Annotated in this window: 19 protein-coding genes; 8 read left to right on the top strand and 11 right to left on the bottom strand. The window is 60.5% G+C overall.

Going from position 1 to position 20,396, the window contains the following annotated elements:
* Nucleotides 1-6: 6 nt before the first annotated feature.
* A complete protein-coding gene (locus AC1D2Q_RS01925; RefSeq protein ID WP_019648426.1) occupies nt 7-876 on the bottom strand; it encodes an ABC transporter permease in 870 nt (289 codons plus the stop codon).
* Nucleotides 873-1,898, bottom strand: coding sequence for an ABC transporter ATP-binding protein (locus AC1D2Q_RS01920; RefSeq protein WP_477812058.1), 1,026 nt, complete (start codon nt 1,896-1,898; stop codon nt 873-875). The genes AC1D2Q_RS01925 and AC1D2Q_RS01920 overlap by 4 nt, the downstream gene beginning before the upstream one ends.
* Nucleotides 1,899-2,141: 243 nt before the next feature.
* Between AC1D2Q_RS01920 and AC1D2Q_RS01915 the strand changes: the two genes are divergently transcribed.
* Nucleotides 2,142-2,978, top strand: a complete 837-nt coding sequence (locus AC1D2Q_RS01915) for an IclR family transcriptional regulator (protein WP_018925445.1) — start codon at nt 2,142-2,144, stop codon at nt 2,976-2,978.
* A gap of 12 nt (nt 2,979-2,990) precedes the next feature.
* On the opposite strand, the gene AC1D2Q_RS01910 is transcribed toward AC1D2Q_RS01915, so the two are convergent.
* Both AC1D2Q_RS01910 and AC1D2Q_RS01905 read right to left on the bottom strand, forming a co-directional pair.
* On the bottom strand, nt 2,991-3,743 hold the full coding sequence (locus AC1D2Q_RS01910; protein WP_477812057.1) for an anti-sigma factor family protein: 753 nt from the start codon (nt 3,741-3,743) through the stop codon (nt 2,991-2,993).
* Nucleotides 3,740-4,246 (bottom strand): RNA polymerase sigma factor, encoded by a 507-nt coding sequence (locus AC1D2Q_RS01905; protein WP_477812056.1) that lies wholly within the window; start codon nt 4,244-4,246, stop codon nt 3,740-3,742. The genes AC1D2Q_RS01910 and AC1D2Q_RS01905 overlap by 4 nt, the downstream gene beginning before the upstream one ends.
* A gap of 295 nt (nt 4,247-4,541) precedes the next feature.
* Here AC1D2Q_RS01905 and AC1D2Q_RS01900 point away from each other — a divergent pair, with 295 nt between their 5' ends.
* The 5 genes from AC1D2Q_RS01900 (at nt 4,542) to AC1D2Q_RS01880 (ending at nt 10,015) form a co-directional block, all read left to right on the top strand.
* On the top strand, nt 4,542-6,110 hold the full coding sequence (locus tag AC1D2Q_RS01900; RefSeq protein ID WP_477812055.1) for an amino acid adenylation domain-containing protein: 1,569 nt from the start codon (nt 4,542-4,544) through the stop codon (nt 6,108-6,110).
* Nucleotides 6,107-7,441 carry a ferredoxin reductase domain-containing protein gene (locus AC1D2Q_RS01895; RefSeq protein ID WP_477812054.1) on the top strand — a complete coding sequence of 445 codons (1,335 nt, stop codon included), beginning with the start codon at nt 6,107-6,109 and terminating at the stop codon, nt 7,439-7,441. The genes AC1D2Q_RS01900 and AC1D2Q_RS01895 overlap by 4 nt, the downstream gene beginning before the upstream one ends.
* 56 nt (nt 7,442-7,497) lie before the next feature.
* The gene (locus tag AC1D2Q_RS01890) at nt 7,498-8,262 is read left to right on the top strand and encodes an enoyl-CoA hydratase-related protein (protein ID WP_477812053.1); all 765 of its coding nucleotides are present in this window, start codon (nt 7,498-7,500) and stop codon (nt 8,260-8,262) included.
* 122 nt (nt 8,263-8,384) lie between these two features.
* Nucleotides 8,385-9,476 (top strand): catalase family peroxidase, encoded by a 1,092-nt coding sequence (locus AC1D2Q_RS01885; RefSeq protein ID WP_477812052.1) that lies wholly within the window; start codon nt 8,385-8,387, stop codon nt 9,474-9,476.
* Nucleotides 9,473-10,015: a cytochrome b gene (locus AC1D2Q_RS01880; protein WP_477812051.1), complete on the top strand. Its 543-nt coding sequence runs from the start codon at nt 9,473-9,475 to the stop codon at nt 10,013-10,015. The genes AC1D2Q_RS01885 and AC1D2Q_RS01880 overlap by 4 nt, the downstream gene beginning before the upstream one ends.
* A gap of 123 nt (nt 10,016-10,138) precedes the next feature.
* Here the strand turns inward: AC1D2Q_RS01880 and AC1D2Q_RS01875 are convergent, their stop codons facing one another.
* Nucleotides 10,139-11,338, bottom strand: a complete 1,200-nt coding sequence (locus tag AC1D2Q_RS01875) for an MFS transporter (RefSeq protein ID WP_477812050.1) — start codon at nt 11,336-11,338, stop codon at nt 10,139-10,141.
* Nucleotides 11,339-11,433: 95 nt separating this feature from the next.
* Between AC1D2Q_RS01875 and AC1D2Q_RS01870 the strand changes: the two genes are divergently transcribed.
* A complete protein-coding gene (locus tag AC1D2Q_RS01870; RefSeq protein WP_477812049.1) occupies nt 11,434-11,880 on the top strand; it encodes a winged helix-turn-helix transcriptional regulator in 447 nt (148 codons plus the stop codon).
* A gap of 56 nt (nt 11,881-11,936) precedes the next feature.
* On the opposite strand, the gene AC1D2Q_RS01865 is transcribed toward AC1D2Q_RS01870, so the two are convergent.
* Nucleotides 11,937-13,088, bottom strand: a complete 1,152-nt coding sequence (locus AC1D2Q_RS01865) for a M14 family metallopeptidase (RefSeq protein WP_028941233.1) — start codon at nt 13,086-13,088, stop codon at nt 11,937-11,939.
* A gap of 485 nt (nt 13,089-13,573) precedes the next feature.
* Complete coding sequence (locus AC1D2Q_RS01860) at nt 13,574-13,915, bottom strand: DUF6124 family protein (protein WP_477812048.1); 342 nt, start codon at nt 13,913-13,915, stop codon at nt 13,574-13,576.
* Nucleotides 13,916-14,044: 129 nt separating this feature from the next.
* On the opposite strand from AC1D2Q_RS01860, the gene AC1D2Q_RS01855 reads away from it, so the two are divergent.
* Nucleotides 14,045-14,710, top strand: a complete 666-nt coding sequence (locus tag AC1D2Q_RS01855; RefSeq protein ID WP_305409415.1) for a LexA family protein — start codon at nt 14,045-14,047, stop codon at nt 14,708-14,710.
* A gap of 39 nt (nt 14,711-14,749) precedes the next feature.
* Here AC1D2Q_RS01855 and AC1D2Q_RS01850 read toward each other — a convergent pair whose 3' ends face one another.
* From AC1D2Q_RS01850 to AC1D2Q_RS01835, 4 genes are read right to left on the bottom strand one after another with little or no spacing between them, the layout of a single operon-like run.
* On the bottom strand, nt 14,750-16,705 hold the full coding sequence (locus tag AC1D2Q_RS01850) for an acetyl/propionyl/methylcrotonyl-CoA carboxylase subunit alpha (RefSeq protein ID WP_477812047.1): 1,956 nt from the start codon (nt 16,703-16,705) through the stop codon (nt 14,750-14,752).
* On the bottom strand, nt 16,705-17,520 hold the full coding sequence (locus AC1D2Q_RS01845) for a gamma-carboxygeranoyl-CoA hydratase (RefSeq protein ID WP_305409413.1): 816 nt from the start codon (nt 17,518-17,520) through the stop codon (nt 16,705-16,707). The genes AC1D2Q_RS01850 and AC1D2Q_RS01845 overlap by 1 nt, the downstream gene beginning before the upstream one ends.
* Nucleotides 17,521-17,533: 13 nt before the next feature.
* Nucleotides 17,534-19,141 carry a carboxyl transferase domain-containing protein gene (locus AC1D2Q_RS01840; RefSeq protein WP_477812046.1) on the bottom strand — a complete coding sequence of 536 codons (1,608 nt, stop codon included), beginning with the start codon at nt 19,139-19,141 and terminating at the stop codon, nt 17,534-17,536.
* A 12-nt stretch (nt 19,142-19,153) separates the two neighbouring features.
* Entirely contained in the window at nt 19,154-20,317 is a 1,164-nt protein-coding gene (locus AC1D2Q_RS01835; protein WP_007940933.1) for an isovaleryl-CoA dehydrogenase, read from the bottom strand.
* Nucleotides 20,318-20,396 lie beyond the last annotated feature (79 nt).

Below are 20,396 nucleotides of genomic sequence, written 5' to 3'. Positions count from 1 at the left end.
GACGAATTATCCCAATGACTTCTTGTAGCGGCCTTCGATCATCCGGTTCCACGACAGCATGATCAGCAGGTTGAGCAACAGCAGGGCTACGGCAATCGCGGCGCCCATCGGCCAGTTCAGCTCCGACAGGTACTGGTCGTAGATCAGCGTGGCGACCATCTTCAGCCGGCGTCCGCCCAGCAGGCCGGGAATGGCGAAGGAACTGGCCGCGAGGCCGAACACGATCAAGGTGCCGGAGAGCACGCCGGGCATGACCTGCGGCAACACTACTTTGCGTATCACCGTGAAGTGGCTGGCGCCCAGTGACAGCGCGGCCTGTTCGGCGGCCGGGTCGAGTTTTTGCAGCGAGGTCCAGACCGGAATGATCATGAACGGCAGCATCACGTGGACCAGCGCGATCACCACTGCGAACGGCGTGTAGAGCAGCTTCATCGGCGAGCCACCGAAGGCTTGCAAGGTCTGGTTGACCAGCCCGTCGGCGCCCAGCAACAGGCTCCAGCCGAACGCCCGCACCACCACCGAAATCAGCAGCGGCGTGAGGATCAGAATCAGGAAAATCGAACGCCACGGTGCGCCCATGCGACTGAGGATGTAGGCCTCGGGCACGCCGATCAGCACGCAGAGCAGGGTGGTCAGGGCGCTGATCCACATCGTGCGCAGAAAGATCTCGTAGAAGTACGGATCGCCCAGCAGGCTGCTGTAATGGGCGAAGGTGTAGGCGTCGCTGTTGATCCCCGCGCTGTAGTCGAAGACGTTCAACGACAACACCAGCGTCAGCAGCAGCGGGATCGCCAGCAGGCCGACGTACAACGCCAGGGCCGGCGCCGACAACACATACCCTTGGCGTCCCTGGCGGATGGCGGCGAGCGTATTCATGCCGACACCTCGTCGACACTCAGCACCCGCAGCAGTGCCGCGTCCCAGTCGAGGCCGACCGCCGTGCCTTCGGCCAGTGGCGCCGAGCCGTCGTTGCGACGCACCACGCAGAGTTCGCCCAGGGTTGTCGTTACGCCGTACAACCATTGGCTGCCGAGGAAGAAGCGGCTGGCGATCTTGCCTTGCAGACGACCATGGCCTTTTTCCCGCAGATCGATTTTCTCCGGGCGCAGGCTTAACGTCAGTTCGCTGTTGCCGGTGTTGCACACCTGAACCACACCGGCGCCATCTCGCTCACCGGGCAGCAGATTGGCTTTGCCGACGAACCCGGAAATGAACTCGGTGCGCGGGTGTTCGTAGAGGGTGTAGGGCGCGTCGATCTGAGTGATGCGCCCGGCCTGCATCACCACTACCCGATCACTGATCGACAGCGCTTCAGACTGGTCGTGGGTGACCATCAGCGTGGTGATCCCGACTTCGCGCTGGATGCGGCGGATTTCGAACTGCATCTCTTCGCGCAAATTGGCGTCGAGGTTGGACAGCGGTTCGTCGAGCAGCAACACCGGCGGTTCGATCACCAACGCCCGGGCCAGTGCCACACGCTGGCGCTGGCCGCCGGAAAGCTCCCGTGGATAACGCTCGGCGTGCTGGTGCAGGCGAACCAGTTTCAGCACCCGGTCCACCCGTTGCTGCAACTCACCGTTGGGCACTTTGCGCATGCGCAGGCCGAAGGCGACGTTGTCTTGCACGGTCATGTGCGGGAACAGCGCGTAACTCTGGAACACCACGCCCAGGCCACGGCTGGCGGGTTTGGCGTGGGTGATGTCGCGACCGTCCAGCACAATGCGTCCGCTGCTGACTTCGACGAAGCCGGCGATCATTTGCAGGGTGGTGGTTTTGCCGCAGCCGGAGGGGCCGAGCAGTGAGACGAACTCGCCTTTTTCCACCGACAGATTGGTGGCGACGACTGCGTCGATCTCGCCATATCGTTTGCCGAGGTTTTCAAGCTGCACAAAAGCCATGACTGCGCTCCACCTGAGATTGTTATGCGTCGCCAACGGCGCGCTTTTTTGTATGGGCAGATACGAAAAGATGTTGCGGGGTGCGTTGGCGCTCGACGTGTGTCGGCTGCCGTTGTTGTTCGAATCGCCCCTGTATGGACGCAGAGTAGGACGAAGAATAGGATGGGCTCAATAACCTATTTCACTGAAGCGATGACTATTTTCAGTTTTATTCAGTGAGTAAATTTATTGATGAGAAATCAAATGTCAGATTCCACTGATCGGAATGAAAACAAAAATGAAGTCGGTGTCGGTGCGGTCTCAAGACTGTTTGCGGTGCTGCGCAGCCTGGGTGACACCGTCGAGGGCGGCGAACGCGTGACGCAACTGGCGCAGCGCATCGGCTTGTCGCAACCGACTACCCACCGCTTGCTGCGCAGCTTGATGGACGAGGGCATGGTCGAGCAGGACGCCCGCAGCAAACGCTATCGCCTGAGCCTGGAGTTTTTTGCCTTGGCGGCCCGCGCCGGCAATACCAACAACCTGCGCGAACTGGCGCGGCCGGCATTGCTGCGGTTATCGGCATCGCTGGGCGATTCGCTGTTTTTGCTGGCGCGCAGTGGCTTTGATGCGATCTGTCTGGACCGCAGTGAAGGGCCGTTTCCGATCCGCACATTTACCGGTGACATCGGCGGGCGGGTGGCGCTCGGCGTGGGTCAGGGCAGCCTGGCGATTCTGGCATTCCTGCCGCAAGAGGAACGCGACACGGTGATTCACTACAACTTGCCGCGGCTCAAGGATTTTCACCTGTATGACGAGGTGTTCCTGCGCTCGGAAGTCGAGAATGTGCGCGCGCTGGGGTACGCCGGGCGCAACACCGGCGTGTTGCAGGGCATGGCCGGCGTGGCCGTGCCGATCCTCGATCGCGACGGCCGGGCAGTGGCGGCGTTGAGCGTGGCCACGATCAGTGATCGCCTGGGGCCGGATCGTTTGCCGACCGTGGTGGAAATGCTCAAGCGCGAAGCGGCGTTGATCGGGCCGCGGATCAACCCGTTCGACCCGCTGTTGCGCAGGCCTTCGCAGGTGTTTGGGCAGGGGTGACCACAACCCGGATCAGAACTTCAGTGTCTGCTTGAGCATCTGCGCCGCCGGTGTGTCACTCGGGCTGACCAGCGCGTAGTTGTACCCGGCATCCGACCAATACTCGGCCTGCAGATCGCCGTCGCTGCGGCTGCCGCGGGGCAGGAGGAAGTTTTTCGGTCCCGGCGGACGGACGTAAAAGCTGACTTTGTGGCCGCCATGATCTTCGTAAACCACCATCGCTGCCGGCCCTTGCTCGGTACTGAGCAAACGGCCGCTGACCGGTTTGTAGCCTGCCCCCGCCAAGTTCGGCAGGCGATGGGCCTGGCTGAAATAGCGGTCGAGCCAGCCTTGCATATCGCCATCGTCGCTGACTTGGTAATCCGCCGGCAGGATGCCTTGCTGGGCAATCAGTCGGTAGGCCTGCATCGCATCGGCCATCGGCAGTGGGGGGCTGACCAGAGTCATCTCCCGCGCGTGCCAACCGCCCAATCCGCCGACGCTGACCGCAATCAACAACACCGCGGCACTGGCCAGATGACGGCGCGACTGGCGTTTGAGGCGCTGGCGAATCAGCGCCGGGTCAAGTTGCGGGTTGGCCGGTTGCTGCAAGGCGCCGCTCAGGGCTGCGCGCAATTGCTGGGCGTCCTGCTGCCAGGCGCGTACTTGCGCGGCGACTTTGGCATTGCTGGCCAGATAAGTGTCCACCTGATGTCGGTCGGCATCGCTGAGTTGGTGATCGACGTAGGCGTGCAGGTCACGCTCGCTGGGCGGCATGCTGATCATTTGAGTCTCCGCAGGGAAGGGCGGGTGATTTCGCCGTCGCTGAGCTGGCGCAAGGCCTGACGAGCGCGGGACAGGCGCGACATCACGGTGCCGATGGGGACGTCGAGAATCTCGGCGACCTCCTTGTAACTCAAGCCTTCCACCGACACCCAGAGCAGCAGTGCGCGCTGTTCGGTGCTGAGCTGATCGAAGGCTTGCAGGGTCGACTGGGCGATTACCGTGCGTTCTACCGAAGGCTGCGCATCGTCGCGCCCGGTAAAGAATTCGAGCATCCGCGCATACCGCCGGGAGCGGCGGTGGGCGTCGAGAAACTGCCGATAAAGAATCGAAAACAGCCAGGCCCGCAGGTCGCCCTCCGGACGTTTAGCGCTCCAATTCGACAGCGCTCGTTCCAGGCTTGTCTGCACCAGATCATCGGCACTGCTGGGGTTGCGCGTCAGCGACACGGCGAAGCGCCGCAGCCTGGGAATGATTTCACGCAATTGTCCGTCGATGTTGTTCATGGAGAAGGCGTGTTCTCTGGCTGTGATGAATGGCACTGACAAGAAGGACGCCGGCCACCGTGGTTTATTCCTTCGTCGGGGAAAACCATTACTTATTTGTGTAGGAGATTTCTGATGGGTTTGTAATCCATGTAATGGCATCGAACTTCGCGGCTCAACCCATGCAGCAAGCTCAGGCAGTCAGCCCAGCCTCTCACCAGACTGCGCAGAACCACCTGTGCTTGAACGTAAATATTGAGCCTGAAGAGAATTTTTTAACATGCAAGAGTGCAAAATTTCCCTTGAGTCGGCATCGATGTGTTCGCTGCTTCCGGACAACAACACCCATGACGTGTGGCCGCGGTTCGGTCGTGGGCCGACGGTTGAGCCTGAGTATCTTCTGATCCATCACGCTATCGAGGCGCAAGCCGCCGCCAGACCTCAGGGCATTGCCGCCCATTGTGAGGGCGAAACCATCACCTATGGTGAACTGAACCGGCAGGCCAACCGACTGGCCACGCTGTTGCGTCAGCAGGGCGTCGCCCCGGGTGATCACGTGGCCTTGTTTGTGGAACGTTCGATCCCGATGCTGGTGGGAATGTTGGCCGCATTGAAAGTGGGTGCTGCCTACATCCCTCAGCACGTAGGGATTACTCCCACCGCGCAATTGCGCCACATCATGGACGTGGCCTCGACGCGGGTGGTGCTGACACTGTCGAGCCTCGAATCGCGAATTCCCCTGACGTCGCAGCAACACTGCATTTGCCTCGATGAGTTCATGGAGGTTGCGTCAACACCCGCTGATGACCCGAATGTGGCCTGTTCGCTGTCATCGACCCCGGATCGATTGTGCTTCGTGCTGTTTACTTCCGGCACCACCGGCCTGCCCAATGGGGTTCGGGTGACCCACCGCAATGTGTGCAATATTTTGCTGACAGCTCCTGGCAATCTCGGCATGCGGCCTGGGCTCAAGGTCGGACAGATACTTAACATTGCCTTTGACATGGCGGCCTGGGAAATACTCGGGTGTCTGGCGCATGGCGCGACCTTGATGATCCGTGGCAAGGACATCGCCCAGACGGCCGAACAATGCGATGTGCTGATCGCTACACCTTCGATACTCGGCACACTCGATCCATTGCGTTGTCAGCAAGTCAAGGTCGTGGCCCTTGCCGGGGAGCCTTGCCCTCAGCCCCTGGCTGATCGCTGGTCCTCGTTCTGCACTTTTTACAATGCCTGCGGCCCGACCGAAACCACCATCGTCAACACCCTGCAGCATTACAGGGGCGCAGGTGCGCTGACGATTGGCAAACCCACGCCCAACAACACGGTGTACGTCCTGGACGAGGCGGGCCAGCTGTGCGAGACGGGTGAGCAAGGCGAGATGTGGGCCGGTGGCGACTGTGTGACAGCCGGTTATTTGGGCAACCCGACATTGACCGCCGAACGCTATCGGCCTGACCCGTTTCTGGGGCAAGGCCGGATGATGTTCCGCACACGGGACCTGGGGCGCTGGACCGCGAGCGGCGAACTTGAACACCTGGGGCGCGTCGATGATCAGGTCAAGGTCAGAGGGTTTCGGGTGGAGCTCGACTCTGTTTCTGCGGCTCTGGAGTCATCTGATCGCTGCGAGCGGGCGGTCACGTTGAAACTCGACAGTCGCCATCTGGTGGCCTTCGTCTACCCCGTTACCACGGACATCGATGATGCAAGACGGCGCTGTGAAGAGCGGCTTGCCTATTATTGCGTTCCTTCGCTGATCCTCGCCGTGGAGCACATTCCGCTGACCTCACGCGGCAAGGTGGACAAACGCTTGTTGCTGGAGTGGGCGATGACACATCGGGCCGACCTTGCCGCGGCGACCGGGCAAGGGGTGAGCGCATGAAGGGGGTAAATCCGGATACCGCGCTGCCCGCCAAATACCCGCTGTGGCGGCGATTGGGAACGTTGCCGATATTTTCTCATTACAACCGCCTGGTAGCCCTGGTGCTTGCGCTCAATAGCGCGGCGCTGGTGCATGGGATGACTGCCGGGCAGTGGTGGACATCTTCAGGGATCGTCCTTGAAGCGTTGTCGGGTTTGGTGGTGGCGAATCTATCGATGGCGATTTTGATTCGCCAGCAATACATCATCAATCTGTTGTTCTGGCTGGCAACCCGGGCGCCCACTTGCTGGCCGCTTGCGATTCGCCGCTCACTGGCCAAGGTTTATCATTTCGGCGGTTTGCACAGCGGCGGCGCGTTGGCGGCTATTGGCTGGTTCGCGGTGTTGAGTGGCTCCCTGGCCTGGCATTGGACTGAAAGCTTGGGCGGCGTTTCTCTGGCGCTGCTCGGGGTGAGCGCCGGGTTGCTGGGGATCTTGCTGCTGGTGGCCGTCATGGCTCACCCGCGGATTCGCGGGCGTTTTCACAACGGCTTCGAGCGAATGCACCGCTTTGGTGGGTGGACCGCACTTGCCCTGTTCTGGGTATGGAGCGTTCTGTTTACCCGGGACCAGAACCCGCAGGCCTCCGTGAGCGAGGCGCTGTCGACGTCGGTGGCATTCTGGATGTTGATTGTGCTGACGTTCAGCATCGCCTTGCCATGGTTTCGTCTGCGCAAAGTGCCGGTGCAACTGATCAGGCCTTCTTCTCATGCGGTAATAGCCCGTTTTGGCCATGTCACGCCGTTTGCCGGCTCCTCCAACGCCATCAGTCTCAACCCGCTGATGGAGTGGCATTCCTTTGCCAATATTCCCGCACCGGGTGAAGCGGGTTTTCGCCTGATCATTTCCCGGGCAGGTGACTGGACCGGCGAGTTCATCGAGCAAATGCCGACGCATGTCTGGGTCAAAGGCATTACCACCGCTGGCGTGGCGCACATCGAAACCCTGTTCAAATCGGTGGTGTACATCGCCACGGGCAGCGGCATCGGCCCGGTGTTGCCCCATTTGTTGGCCAGGCAAGTACCGATACGGCTGGTCTGGTCGACCCGCAGCCCGCGAAAAACCTACGGTGACGAACTGGTGGAAGAGATCCTGCGGGCCAATCCTGATGCCTTGATCTGGGACACCGATGTGCTCGGCAAGCCAGACCTTGTGCAACTGGCTTATGACGCGGTTCGCTCGTTCGGTGCCGAGGCGGTGATCTGCATTTCGAACCAGACGCTCACCCAGCGAGTGGTTGAGGAAATGGAAGGGCGAGGCATTCCGGCGTATGGCGCAATCTGGGATTCCTGAAGTGTGCCAAGAGCGTTTTTCATTCAAACATTTCACATCTATTTAATGAGATCACCATGCACACATTGATCGAACGTCATGATCGAGTCGTATTGATTCGTCTTAATCGCCCGCATGCCAGGAATGCTTTGAGTTCGGCCCTGATGCGCGAACTGCTGGACACCTTGCAACGGCTGGACCGCGACCCCGGAGTCGGCTGTTTCGTGATCACCGGGACAGCGGATTTTTTTGCGGCTGGCGCCGACATCAAGGAGATGTACGGAAAATCTTACCTGGACATGGTCCATGAGGATTATTTCGCCGATTGGGAAGCCTTTGCCGCGTTGCGTACGCCCAAGCTGGCCGCTGTTGCCGGTTATGCATACGGTGGCGGCTGTGAGTTGGCCATGATGTGCGATCTGATCTTTGCTGCGGATAACGCTCGTTTTGGCCAACCGGAAATCAGATTGGGGGTGATGCCTGGAATGGGCGGGACCCAACGTCTCACGCGCCTGATCGGCAAGTCGAAGGCCATGGACATGATTTTGACCGGACGCTCGATGTCGGCCGAAGAGGCCGAGCGGGCAGGATTGGTGTCGCGGGTCATCGTTGCCAGCGATCTGCTGGAGCAATCCTTGGCCGCAGCGCAGACCATTGCCGGTTTCGCCAAAACCGCCACACTCGCTGCGCGCGAGTCAGTGGACCGGGCACTGGAGTCAGGGTTGCGTGAAGGCCTTCTTTTCGAGCGAAGAGTGTTTCATGGCTTGTTTGCCACGGGGGGGCAACAGGAAGGTATGCAGGCTTTTTTGCAGAAGCGTGAGCCGAGTTTTAACCCGGTTTGACCAACCTTGAGGATTCGTCGCTAGCGGTGCTTTGAAAGAAACTACAGTTCAGGGGGAATAATCCTACGTGACGTTCGTCTCATAGCTCTTTCCCCCTGTGGCCTACGGCCCCGGAGACTTTCATGGTTGATCGCTCATCTACAACAGGGCCGTCTCGGCCGCCCCTGAGCACCGCGAGCCTGACGTTGCGCCTGACCGGCATCGCCGTGGTGGTCGCCGCGCTGGCCGGGGCTTTTGCCTACGTCAACGGCACACTCGACCCACAGCGCCTGACGCCGAAAGCGTTGATCAATGTGCTGGAGAAAAACAACGGCGTGCACCCGGGGTTCCGTCGCAACCACGCCAAAGGGGTGTGCGTGATCGGGCATTTCGAGAGCAGCGGCCAGGTGCGCGAGTATTCCAGCGCCCAAGTGTTCAATGAAGCGCGGACCCCGGTGGTCGGGCGTTTCGCGCTGCCTGCCGGCAACCCTTACGCACCGGACAACAGCGTGCCGATCCGCAGCCTGGCGTTGCGCTTTACCCAGGCCAACGGTCAGCAGTGGCGCACCGGGATGAACAGCATGCCGGTGTTCCCGGTGGGCACGCCCGAGGCGTTCTATCAGCTGCAACAGGCGCAGTCACCGGACCCGGCCACCGGCAAACCGAATCCTGCGGTGGTGCCGACATTCTTCGGTTCTCACCCGGAAGCCGCGCCGTTTCTGGCCTGGATCAAGACCGCCAAACCTTCTGCCAGTTATGCGACCGAGACGTATAACAGCGTCAATGCGTTTTACCTGGTGAACGCAGCGGGGCAGCGGCAAGCGGTGCGTTGGAGCATGACCCCGGTTGCTCAGGATGCGGCGGGCGCGACGGCACCGGAGGGCGCTGACTTTCTGGAGAAGGATCTGGTTCAGCGTTTGTCCGCCGGACCGCTGCGTTGGCAGTTGAACATCACCCTGGCGAACCCCGGGGACCCGGTCAACGACGCGAGCAAGACCTGGCCCGGTGACCGAAAAGTACTGAACGCCGGCACTCTGGTGCTCGAAAGCACCCAGCCACAACTCAATGGCGAGTGCCGTGACATCAACTACGACCCACTGGTATTGCCCAGCGGTATCGAAGGCTCCGACGACCCGCTGCTCGCCACTCGTTCAGCGGGCTATGCCAATTCCTATTTGCGTCGCACCAGCGAAGTGAATCAGTTGCCCAACGCCAAGCAGGAGTCTCATCAATGAGCGCTCAACCGAACCATTTCGCTCCCCTGGCGCGGCTGCTGCATTGGCTGATGGCGCTGATGATCATCGCGATGCTGTTCATCGGCGCCGGCATGGTGGCCTCGGTGTCCGAGCGCCATGAGTGGCTGATCCACCTGCACAAACCGTTGGGCATCGCCATTCTGCTGTTGGTGGTCGTGCGTCTGGCCGTACGTTTTTCGACCCGGCAACCACCGCTGCCGGCGGACCTGCCGGGTTGGCAAGTGCTCGCGGCGAAGGCTTCGCATGTCTTGCTGTACGCCTTGATGCTGATTTTGCCGTTGCTGGGCTGGGCGATGATTTCGGCGGCTGGCGATCCGGTGATGCTCAGCAGCTCGTTGCAACTGCCGTCGATCCTGCCGGCGAATGCGCAGTTGTTTGCGTTCTTGCGCCAGGCACATAGGTATCTGGCGTATCTACTGTTCCTGACCGTGCTGCTGCACCTGGCAGCGGCGTTGTTTCACGGTTGGGTGCGCCGCGATGAGGTGCTGGACAGCATGTTGCGGGGCAGGGATCGGTAGCAGTTGGTAAGAGGAAGATGTACGCAATAGGCGTTGGAGCTGCCGCAGGCTGCGATCTTTTGATTTTGGGGCACCTTCGATTTCTAAGATCAAAAGATCGCAGCCTGCGGCAGCTCCTACCGGTCAGTGTGAAGCCATCTCTATCGGCTGGTCTTTGGTGGCCAGCGTCAGCCACCAATAGATCAACGCTACGGCGTTGATGCCCGCACCCAGCCAGCACACCGCAATCCAGCCACCCCAGGCATACATCGCCGTCGAACCGATAGAGCCCAAGGCGCTGCCGATCGAATAGAACAGCATGTAGCCGGCGGTGAGTCGGCTTTGCGCTTCGGGGCGCACGCTGTAGATCATGCTCTGGCTGGTGACATGAACGGCCTGCAAACCCAGATCCAGCGTAATCACCCCGAGCAGCAGCGCCCACAGCGAGGATTGAGTGAGGGCGATGGGCAGCCATGAGGCGAGCATCAGCAACAACGACAGTCCGCTGGTCCATTGACCCAGGCCACGATCGGCCAGATGCCCGGCGCGAGCAGCGGCCAGTGCGCCGGCAGCCCCGGCCAGCCCGAACAGTCCGATTTCGGTGTGGGACAGTGAAAGCGGCGGGGTGCTCAACGGCAATACCAAAGGGGTCCACAGCACCATGGCGCTGGCGAACGTCAGCAGGGCAAGGGTGGCCCGTTGACGCAACACCGGTTCTTCCTTGAACAACGTGAAGACTGAGCCGATCAACGCGCCGTAAGCGCTATCCGGTCGCGCGTCTTCGTGCCTGGGCAGCACACGAAACAACAGCAGCGCCATCACCAGGGTCAACCCGGCGGACAGCAGATAAATCGAACGCCAACCAGCCAGGTCGGCCATGCCGCCGGCCACCGTTCGTGCCAACAGAATGCCGACGACAATGCCGCTGGTGATCACGCCTACCACACGTCCACGTTGCGCCGGGATGGCCAGCGTCGCGGCGTAGGCCACCAGGACTTGCGTCACGACCGCCAGTAATCCGGTCAGCGCCATGCCGAGCAACAGCCAGGTGCTGCTCGGCGCTAACGCGATCATCAACAATGCCAGTGCCGAGAGCAGGGTTTGCAAGACGATCAATCGGCGACGGTTGAGCAGATCCCCCAGAGGGACCAGCAACAACAGGCCCACGCCATAACCGATCTGGGTGAGGGTGATGACGATACCGATGGTTGCCGGGTCCATGGCGAAGGCTTCGGCCATGGCATCGAGCAATGGTTGTGCGTAATACACATCGCCGACGGCCAGGCCGCAGGCGACGGCAAACAGCAGCACCACGGCGCCGCTTAACGGGTGGTCAGGTTTCATCACAGGCTTCCTTGTGTGGTTTCAATATAAAACCAGTTGTACGGTAAGGAGTCTGGTTTTATATTGCAACCACATTGATGCCGGCGGACGTGGTCATGGTTAAACGTACAAGCATGGAAGGCGCCGAATGCCCGGTCGCCCGTTCACTGAATGCGATTGGGGATTGGTGGTCGCTATTGATCGTGCGCGATGCGTTCGATGGCCTGCGACGCTTCGGTGAGTTCCAGCGCAATCTGGGCATGGCCAAGAACATTCTCTCGGCACGCCTGCGCACATTGGTGGCCCACGGAATTTTCGATCTGGTGCCGGCGTCGGATGGCAGCGCGTATCAGGAATATGTGCTGACGGAGAAGGGCCAAGGCTTGTTCCCGTTAATCATCGGGTTGCGGCAGTGGGGCGAGGCGTTTTTCTATGAGGCGGGGGAGGCGCATTCGCAGGTTGTCGATCGTGAGAACGGTCGACCGTTGCGGCCGCTGGAATTGCGCGCCGAGGATGGGCGGCTGTTGGGGCCCCAGGATTGTGTGCGGATCCCGGCTGAGTAAAAAGATCGCAGCCTTGTAGGATCTGCCGAAGGCTGCGATCTTTTGATCTTGAATAATCAACGCAGAGTATCGACCATGTCGGCGATGGTCGTCAGCACATCCTTGCCCAACTGCTTCGAACGCTTACCAGACCAGCCAGTCAGCGCATTTGGCGCGTCGTTGTTGTCCTTGAAGGGCATTTCAATGGTAAAGGACAGGCAATCGAACTTCTGACCGACGCTGTTGCAGGCCAAGGTCATGTTGGCTTTGCCAGGCTCGTCGCGGGTGTAGCCGTGTTTGGTCTGGAAGTCCTTGGTCAGGTGCTTCAGATGGCTGCGGAAGCGCTCTTCGAGTTTTTCGATCCGCGGTGTATAACCGGGGTTGCCTTCGCAACCGGCGGTGAACACGTAGGGAATTTCTTCATCGCCATGGATGTCGAGGAACAGGTCGACGCCATATTTTTCCATTTGCTGCTGAACGAACAGCACTTCCGGGCTGATTTCCTGGCTGGCGTTCTGCCAGGCGCGATTCAGGTCCTGGCCCATGGCATTGGTGCGCAAATGACCGTGGAAGGCGCCGTCCGGGTTCATGTTGGGCACCAGGTACAGGTCGGCGCTGGCCAGGAGCTTATTCAGCACCGGGTCGTCGTGTTTCTCCAGACGCTCGATCACGCCTTCCATGAACCATTCGGCCATGTGTTCGCCGGGGTGTTGCTGGGCGATGATCCAGACCTTGCGCTGGCCTTCGGCGCCAGTCCCTTTGCGCAGCAGCTGGATGTCACGACCTTCAACGCTCTTGCCGGTGGCCAACAGTTCGGTGCCGGCCTTGGTCAGTGCCTGTTCGATCAGCCAGTCGTGACGGCCACGGCTGTAGGGTTCGAAATAGGCGAACCAGGCATGGGTGGCAGTGGCTTCAAGGCTGAAACGCAGGCAGTCGCCTTCGAAGATGGTCGGCACCCGAAACCAGTTCACGTGGTCGTAGGACGCCACCGCCTGATAACCATCCCAGGCCTTGTTGTATGAGGACTTGCTGGCGTTGTTCAGACGAAACCAATGCTCCTGACCCACATGCAGGCCGCTGGCCTTGAAGTGGAACCACTGGAAATGCTGGCTGCGAGTGTCTGGCCTGATGGCCAGCAACGCTTGCAGAGGATTGCTGATGTCCAGCACATCAATGTTGCCGCTGTCGAAGTTAGCGCTGATGTCGAAAGAAGATTTAGCCCCGGCCATAATCAATTCCTGAATACGATTTTTATGGCTGCTACTTTACACGCAAGAGGGGGAGAAACCGGGGGAAATTACGGGGGTGTAAAAGGGGGGCGTCCTCCTTGACGCCGATGCAGCTTAGAGACTGCGCAATTGATTCTCAAGTGCTATTTTTCGTTAGTTTGGCCCAGTGTTGCCGGGCTTCTCTTGGCAGTAGATATTCTTTTGATATCATCCGCGCCAATCGAATTTTGCAGCACCTACAGACTTCATTAGCCTGAAGCCAAAGCCAGCCTGACTGGCAAAAAAAAGACCCGGCAAAAAGCCGGGTCAAAAACCGTGATTAGCCTGATGAGGAGACAGTCCAGGAGTCCGACCTAAGGTCTCTTGGGCTATCGACTGATCTCGCGATCAGCTGATGCAATAATAATCATTATCATTTGCAAGTCAAATGTTTCTACCTGTGCGATTGGAAAATTTTTCCTGTCCTCCTCCAATACGCTCCCGCCTCAATTGTTCTGATTGCCCTCCAGGGCCCGGTCGACCATCGCCTTGGCCATGTCGATCATGTGCACCGTCGAAAACGCCAGATCCCGGCTTGTGCCCTGCAGCTGGTTGGCTGACTCATGCGCGGTGGCGACAGCACATCGCAGCAAATCCGAAGCATGAACCAGCGCTTCTTCGCTGCTGATGCTACGGTTCACATCAAAGAAACGTTCTTCGCTGGCTACTTCTGACACAGCTGGTTTCAAGTAATAGTCCAGTGCCCGCTGCGCCGCGGCAGAGCCTTTTGGCGAGGTGAGGCTGGTGTCGATTTGCATATCGGGCAAGGTATTGCTGGGGATGGTCATGACGATGGCGAGCTCCGTGAGAGATTCAAATCCGTGAGCCCAGCTTAGTACGTACTGTATTTGTGTCTTTAATTTAAATACTACAATTTGTGTTTTGATGGTCGGAGTACCCCACGTATCGTGCCGCACATGGATAAATGGATTGAATTGGTCAAGGCCAAAATGAGTGAACTCAAAGTCACTCAAGAAATACTCGCCGAGCGCATCGGGATGTCCCAGGGTGGCGTCGGCCACTGGCTCAATAAACGTCGTCAGCCCGGCATCGGAGAGATGAATCGCGTCTTGCGGGCGCTCGGCATGGACTATCTGGAAGTGGCGATGGTGATCAGGGAGCCGCTGCCCTCAGAGGATGAGGAGATCTCCCTGGCGCAAAAGTACAACCCGTACTTTCGCTACCCGGTCAGTGACTGGCGAGAAACCGGGGTGGTGCGCGACGGCGAGCTGTCGACCTACGGCACCTCGCTGGCTGTCAGCAAGCCACGCTTCGAGCTGTCCGATTACCATGCACAGGGCGCGGCGTTCTGGCTGGTGGTGGTCGGCGATGCGATGACGGCACCGACGGGGCCGAGCATTGCCGAGGGCATGCTGATTCTGGTCGACCCGGCGATCGTGCCGGAGCCTGGCAAACTGGTGATCGCCCAATGGCCCGGCAGCGCCGAGGCGGTCTTTCGCAAGCTGATCGAAGAGGGCGGGCAGCGTTATCTGGTCCCGCTCAATCCGACATATCCGAAAGCCCTTTACACCGAAGAATGCCGAATCATCGGCGTGGTGGTTCAGGCAACTGCCAAATTCTAATCGGATCGGTCCTCGCAACGCGTAGGACCGATCTTCATTTCACGCTTGTTCCAACTCCACCAAGGCACTGCCTTCGCTGACCATTTCGCCTTCCTGGCAATACAGCGTCTTGATCACCCCGGCGTGGGGCGCGCGAATGCTGTGCTCCATTTTCATCGCTTCCAGCACCACCAGTTGCGCCCCGGCTTCGACCGTTTGCCCGGCCTCCACCAACACCCGCACGATGCTGCCGTTCATGGGTGCGGTAAGCCCGCCTTGATGGCTGTGACTGGCTTCGACGGCGCCGATCGGGTCATACGACTCGATGCGGCGCAGCTCGCCGTCCCATTGCAGATACAGCGCATCGCCACGGCGGATGGCCCGGTGCTGGCGGCGCAAACCGTGGTGTTCGGTCAGCAGGTATTCACCCGTGAGCCGTGCGGTATGCATGTCGGCATTGCCCAGGGTCAGCGCACGGTCTTGCCCTTCGCAACTCAAGTGCAAGGTGATTTCTGTTGGCAGCCCGGCACGGAAACCATTGTTGAAGGCCCACGGCGAACTCGGATCATCGGCGCGCAAAACAGCCGGCTGACTTTGCGCAAACGCCTGGGCCGCCGCTTGCCAGAACTCATCACTGAGTGGCGAAGGTGCTGGCAGCAGTTGCTCCTGATAACGCGGAATGAACCCGGTATCCAGTTCGGCGGCGGCAAACGCCGGGTGGCCGACGATCCGGTGCAGGAAGTTGATGTTGGTCTTCAGCCCGCCAATGGCAAACTCCTCGAGCATGCTCAGCAATCGCAGCCGCGCCTGTTCACGGTCTTCGCCCCAGGCAATCAGTTTGCCAAGCATCGGGTCGTAGAACGGCGAAATCTCGTCGCCTTCTTCGACGCCACTGTCCACACGACGCCCCGGCCCTTCGGCGGACTCGCGGTACAACGCCAGACGCCCGGTGGCCGGCAAAAAATCGTTGCCCGGGTCTTCGGCATACAACCGTACTTCGATCGCATGGCCGATCAGCGGCACCTGATCCTGTGTCATCGGCAGCGTTTCGCCACGGGCTACACGAATCTGCCAGGCCACCAGGTCGAGGCCGGTAATGGCCTCGGTCACCGGGTGTTCGACTTGCAGCCGCGTGTTCATCTCCATGAAGAAGAACTCACCGCGCGCATCCAGCAAAAACTCCACGGTGCCGGCGCCCACATAGCCGATCGCTTGAGCCGAACGTACGGCGGCTTCGCCCATGGCCCGACGCAATTGCGGGGTCAGGCCTGGAGCGGGTGCTTCTTCGACGACTTTCTGATGCCGACGCTGAATCGAGCAGTCACGCTCGTTGAGGTACAGACAGTTGCCGTGCTGGTCGGCGAATACCTGGATTTCCACATGACGTGGCTTGAGCAGGTATTTCTCGACCAACATCCGCGAATCGCCGAACGACGATTGTGCTTCACGCTGCGCCGAGGCCAGGGCTTCGGCCAGTTGGCTGAMGTCCTCGACCACTTTCATGCCTTTGCCGCCGCCGCCCGCCGTAGCCTTGAGCAACACCGGATAACCAATGCGTTCGCAGGCGTCGCGGAAGGTGTCGAGGTCCTGGGCTTCGCCGTGATAGCCGGGCACCAGCGGTACACCGGCGGTTTCCATCAAGGCTTTGGCGGCGGACTTGCTGCCCATGGCGTCGATGGCCGAGGCGGGCGGGCCGAGGAAGATCAGGCCCGCCGCCTCGATCGCCCGGGCGAACCCGGCGTTTTCCGAGAGAAAACCATAACCTGGATGAATCGCCTGAGCACCGCTGGCTTTCGCGGCGGCGATCAGTTTGTCGATTTGCAGGTAACTGTCGGCGGCTTTGCTGCCGCCCAGGTCGACGCGGATATCCGCTTCGCGGCTGTGCCGGGCGTCACGGTCGGTGGCGCTGTGCACGGCCACGGTGGTCAGGCCCAGAGCCTTGGCGGTGCGCATCACCCGGCAGGCGATTTCGCCACGGTTGGCCACCAGCAGGGTGGTGAGAACAGGTGCGCTCATCAACGCGGCTCCTTGAGAGTGGTTTCGGCTTGCCAGGTGGGCGAGCGTTTTTGCAGGAAGGCGCGCAAGCCTTCCTGGCCTTCGGGGCTGACGCGGATTCGGGCGATGGCGTTCTCGGTGTAGCGCCGCAGCGCCGGGGTCAGCGCGCCGTTGCCGACTTCGCGCAGCAGATCCTTGCTGGCGCGCATGGCTGCCGGGCTATTGAGCAGCAAATTGTCGATCCACTGATCGACTTTCTGCTCCAGCTCAGCCATCGGATAGCTCTCCGACAACAAGCCGATTTCCCGCGCCCGTTGCCCGCCGAAACGTTCGGCAGTCAAGGCATAACGCCGCGCCGCGCGCTCGCCGATGGCTTGCACCACGAACGGGCTGATCACTGCCGGTGCCAGGCCGATGCGCACTTCCGACAGGCAGAACTGTGCATCATCGGCGCCAATCGCCATGTCGCAGCAACTGATCAGGCCCAGCGCGCCGCCGAATGCCGCACCTTGCACCACGGCCAGTGTCGGGACTTTCAGTTTGGCGAGGTTGTACATCAGCTCCGCCAGTTCCCGGGCGTCATCAAGGTTGGTGTGGTAATCGAGTTCGGCCGATTGCTGCATCCAGGCCAGATCGGCCCCGGCGCTGAAATGCTTGCCGCGCCCACGGATCAGCAGAAAACGCAGGCTGGCATCGCCCGATACTTTGTCCAGCGCGAGGATCAGTTCGCGGATCATTTCGGCGTTGAACGCGTTGTTCTTTTCTTCTCGGCTGAGCCACAGGGTGGCAAAACCACGGGGATCGGTCTGCAGCTCGAGGGTGTTGAAGTCGCTCATGGTTTTCTCCAGATCACATCCGGAACACGCCGAAGCGGCTCGGTTCGATGGGTGCGTTCAGCGACGCCGACAAGGCCAGGGCCAACACGTCGCGGGTCTGCGCCGGGTCAATGACACCGTCGTCCCATAGCCGGGCGCTGGAGTAGTAGGGGTGACCCTGTTCTTCGTACTGATCGAGGATCGGTTGCTTGATCTCGGCTTCCTGCTCGGCGCTGAAACGATGCCCGCTGCGCTCGGTTTGCTCGCGCTTGACCTGCACCAGCACACCCGCCGCCTGTTCGGCGCCCATCACGCCGATTCGCGCGTTCGGCCACATCCACAGGAAGCGTGGATCGTAGGCCCGGCCACACATGCCGTAGTTACCGGCCCCGAAGCTGCCGCCGATGATCACGGTGAATTTCGGCACCTTGGCACACGCCACGGCGGTCACCAATTTCGCGCCGTGCTTGGCGATGCCGCCGGCCTCGTATTTCTGGCCGACCATGAACCCGGTGATGTTCTGCAGGAACAGCAACGGAATGCCGCGCTGGCAGGCCAGTTCGATAAAGTGCGCGCCTTTCTGTGCGGCTTCGGCGAAGAGGATGCCGTTGTTGGCGAGGATCGCAATCGGGTAGCCGTGCAGGTGGGCGAAGCCGCACACCAACGTCGTCCCGAACAGCGCCTTGAACTCATCGAACACCGAGCCGTCCACCAGTCGTGAGATCACTTCGCGCACATCGAACGGTTGCTTGGCGTCGGCCGAGACCACACCGTACAACTCGTCGCTGCTATATAGCGGCGCGATCGGCGCACGTTGTTGCAGTTCGCCGAGCTTGCGCCAGTTGAGGTTGGCCACGCTGCGCCGGGCCAATGCCAGGGCATGTTCATCACTTTCGGCGTAGTGGTCGGCGACCCCGGAAATCTTGCAGTGCACATCGGCCCCGCCGAGGTCTTCGGCGCTGACCACTTCACCAGTCGCGGCTTTCACCAGCGGTGGGCCGGCGAGGAAAATCGTGGCCTGCTGACGCACCATGATCGCCTCGTCGGCCATCGCCGGAACGTAGGCGCCCCCGGCGGTGCAAGAGCCCATGACCACCGCAATCTGCGGAATGCCCATGGCGCTCATGTTGGCCTGGTTGAAGAAGATCCGCCCGAAGTGTTCGCGGTCCGGGAACACTTCATCCTGACGCGGCAGGTTGGCGCCCCCGGAGTCCACCAGATAAATGCACGGCAGGCGATTCTGCTGGGCGATGGTTTGCGCACGCAGGTGTTTTTTCACCGTCAGCGGGTAGTACGAGCCACCTTTCWCGGTGGCATCGTTGGCGACGATCATGCATTCGACGCCTTCCACCCGGCCGATCCCGGCAATCACGCCAGCGGCGGGAACGTCTTCGCCRTACACCGCGTAGGCCGCCAGTTGGCTGATCTCGAGAAACGGCGAACCCGGATCGAGCAGGCGATTGATCCGCTCACGGGGCAGCAGTTTGCCCCGCGAGGTGTGACGTTCTTGCGCCTTCGGGCCACCACCTTGCTGCACTTGCGCGAGCAGGGTGTGCAGGGCGTCGACCTGTTTGAGCATCGCCGCGCTGTTAGCCGCGAACTCTGCCGAACGGGGGTTGAGCTGGGTATGCAGGATAGCCATGGACAGCTCCGTTTAGCGGGTTTCGTTGAACAGTTCGCGACCGATCAGCATGCGACGGATCTCACTGGTGCCGGCGCCGATTTCATACAGCTTGGCGTCACGCAGCAGACGACCGGCCGGGAATTCGTTGATGTAGCCGTTACCGCCGAGAATCTGGATCGCGTCGAGGGCCATTTGCGTGGCGCGCTCGGCACTGTAGAGGATCACCCCGGCAGCGTCCTTGCGAGTGGTTTCGCCACGTTCGCAGGCCTGGGCCACGGCATACAGGTAAGCGCGGCTGGCATTGAGTTGGGTGTACATGTCGGCGACTTTGCCCTGGATCAGCTGGAATTCGCCGATGCTCTGGCCGAACTGTTTGCGGTCGTGGATGTACGGCACGATCAGGTCCATGCAGGCCTGCATGATCCCGGTCGGGCCACCGGAAAGCACCACGCGCTCGTAGTCGAGGCCGCTCATCAGCACTTTCACGCCGCCATTGAGTACGCCGAGGATGTTTTCTTCCGGCACTTCGACGTCATCGAAGAACAGCTCGCAGGTGTTCGAGCCACGCATGCCGAGCTTGTCGAATTTGTTGCTGCGGCTGAAACCTTTCCAGTCACGCTCGACGATGAACGCGGTGATGCCATGCGGGCCTTTTTCCAGGTCGGTCTTGGCGTAGATCACGTAGGTGTTGGCGTCCGGGCCGTTGGTGATCCAGGTTTTGCTGCCGTTGAGGACGTAGTGGTCACCGCGCTTATCGGCGCGCAGCTTCATCGAGACCACGTCGGAACCGGCGTTCGGCTCGCTCATGGCCAGCGCGCCGATGTGCTCGCCGCTGATCAGTTTCGGCAGGTATTTGCTTTTCTGTTCGTGAGTGCCGTTGCGGTTGATCTGGTTGACACAGAGGTTGGAGTGCGCGCCGTAGGACAGGGCGACCGACGCCGAACCGCGGCTGATTTCTTCCATGGCGACCACGTGTGCCAGATAACCCAGGCCGGCGCCGCCGTACTCTTCCGGCACGGTGATGCCCAGCAGGCCCATGTCGCCGAATTTGCGCCACAGGTCGGCCGGGAACAGGTTGTCGATGTCGATCTGAGCGGCGCGCGGGGCGATCTCTTTGGCGACGAAGGACTGAACCTGATCGCGCAGCATGTCGATGGTTTCACCGAGGGCAAAGTTCAGGGATGGGTAGCTCATGGGGCACCTTTTGGCTTTTTTGTAGGGTGGGGAGGGCAGTGATTCGGCTCTCACCTTTACGTTAACGTAAGCCTGTGAC

This window comes from Pseudomonas sp. P1_A1 (genome assembly GCF_056406935.1).
Note: the sequence above shows the minus strand (reverse complement) of the source record. Positions and strands in the feature narration are given on the sequence as shown.